The organism is Brevibacterium rongguiense, assembly GCF_009857845.1.
GTDB lineage: Bacteria > Actinomycetota > Actinomycetes > Actinomycetales > Brevibacteriaceae > Brevibacterium > Brevibacterium rongguiense.
This window is the reverse complement of record NZ_WWEQ01000117.1, coordinates 1-1,996: the sequence shown is the minus strand read 5'-3', so window position 1 is coordinate 1,996 and position 1,996 is coordinate 1. Positions and strand designations below refer to the sequence as shown.

Here is a 1,996-nt window from a genome sequence, read left to right as displayed (position 1 = left end):
GGACCGGGCCACTCGCACGACGTCTTCGCGGAACTCCTGGGGGTAGGGAGCGGGCATGGTGCACATCCTTCCAGGCCGCCCTGCGGGCAAGCCAGATCAGATGTCACCTATCTATGCGGCAGTCCCCAACCCCAGTACCGGCGCCGATCAAGTTCCAGACAGCGATATCACTCCGCGTTGCTGCGTCTATGATGAACGCGGTCAATTGCACTAAGAGAAGAAATACCGTGACTGCGGTGATCACCTGAAGGGCCTCGTGAAAGCGGTTCAACAGTATTGCTGTCAAGCCCGCAATCAACGCCGGGAGCACGAAACTGATGACGCAGAAACCGATAAACCCAAGTATGTCGGTCAGTGAATTACCGCCGCGCACGTCCATGATCGTCAGGATGATCAGCAACGCTAAAGCCGCAGTTGTTATGCACACACATGAGCGCAAGCCACATCACCGGCCCGGTGCGCCGAACGATGCTGCTCGCGAAGGGACCATAGACGTGAGTGTCGTCCTCCCTGTCGGGGTCGTCAAGAGGTGAGGCTAACCGGGTGTCCGTGAGTCGTCAGGAGTTTGCGGCACTGTGCGGCCCCCGGTCCCGGGTCTCGCTTGCAATGTTGCAACTCAGATCTTGGCGCACGGTCGGAAATCTCGGTCATGCCGTGTGAGCGGTGGCCGGGATTGATCAATCTTCACCTGTGTCCGGAATGGTTCGGTTTCGCGCACCCCGCCGGCGGCCAGCGGCAGAGCGCCCACCAAGCGCGCGAAATCTAGCGCTCGAAACACAAGTGAGCGAAACCCGTCACTATTGACAAAAACGCGCACGAACGGTAGAATGGTGGAGCCAGCTAGTAGGGGAGAGGACATCATGACCGAGCAGCCCACCACCCGAACCCGACCCGCGATGACCACCGATGAGGCAATGGCCTTCGCAGACGGAGCCCTCGGCGCCGCCGGCCACCAGATCACCGACCCCTACATCAACCAGCTGCGCCGCCAGCGCCTCGAAGGCGAAATCAGCATGGACGAGTACCAGCGCCTCGCCCTCGCCCACATCGACGCGAAGTGACCTACCGTGGCCGCATCCAAGGCCCCATCACCGGCCCCCAAGGCGCAGGCGAGAGCCCGAGGAGCAGCCACTCCCGCGAGGCCGGCCCCGAGCGGGGGCGGGAGCTGTGAGCGTCTACGGGTACGCGCGCGTGTCCACGGCGGATCAGAATCCGCGACTCCAATTCGACGCGCTCACCGCCGCCGGTATTGACGCCGAGCATACGTTCACCGACAAGGCATCCGGTGCCAGTCCTGATCGGCCGGCGTTGGCTGACCTCATGGCCACCGTGCAGTCTGGGGACACGCTGGTGGTGTGGAAGCTCGACCGGTTGGGCCGTTCGACGTCCCACCTCGTGGGGCTCATCGACGAGCTGGGGGAGCGGGGCGTGGACTTCCGCTCCCTGACAGACCCGATTGATACGACCACCCCTTCGGGGCGGCTGCTGTTTCGCCTGATCGCTTCGATGGCGGAGTTCGAGCGTGACCTCATGCTCGAGCGCACCCGCGCCGGCCTCCAGGCGGCCCGCGCGTCGGGCAAGCAGGTGGGGCGCAAGCCCTCGATCAAACCGGGAGTGGCCCGCCACATCGACAAGCTGGCCGAGCAGGGGATGAACAAGACCCAGATCGCCGAAGCCGTCGGGGTCTCCCGCCACGCGGTCACCCGCTACCTCCACGGCCAGCTCACCCACTACCAAGCGCCCGCTACTTCGGGCCGCACCGACAACTGACCCGATGGCCGCAGGGCGCAGCGCCCGGTGGCCAGGAGGGGTTGGCGGCTGTCGGCAGTGCGGTGCGGCAGTCCCGCTCACTGGTGTGAGAGGCGGGGCCCCGTGGTGGTCGGGTGTGGGGTGCGTGTGCGGTTGTCCTTCCGGCGAAGCCGTTTTGTTGCAGCACAAGCTACGCCGTCGTCGCTGCGGCACAAGTGCAGCGGCTGCGCCGCCGGGCCTACGCGAA

At 65.0% G+C, this 1,996-nt stretch carries 3 protein-coding genes; 2 read left to right on the top strand and 1 reads right to left on the bottom strand.

The features are described from left to right. Positions 1-103 precede the first annotated feature (103 nt). Positions 104-400 (bottom strand): hypothetical protein, encoded by a 297-nt coding sequence (locus GSY69_RS13705; RefSeq protein ID WP_160954385.1) that lies wholly within the window; start codon positions 398-400, stop codon positions 104-106. A 460-nt stretch (positions 401-860) separates the two neighbouring features. Here GSY69_RS13705 and GSY69_RS14825 point away from each other — a divergent pair, with 460 nt between their 5' ends. Continuing rightward, positions 861-1,061, top strand: coding sequence for a hypothetical protein (locus tag GSY69_RS14825; RefSeq protein ID WP_160954384.1), 201 nt, complete (start codon positions 861-863; stop codon positions 1,059-1,061). Positions 1,062-1,167: 106 nt separating this feature from the next. Beyond that, positions 1,168-1,770: a recombinase family protein gene (locus tag GSY69_RS15020; protein ID WP_160954383.1), complete on the top strand. Its 603-nt coding sequence runs from the start codon at positions 1,168-1,170 to the stop codon at positions 1,768-1,770. Positions 1,771-1,996 lie beyond the last annotated feature (226 nt).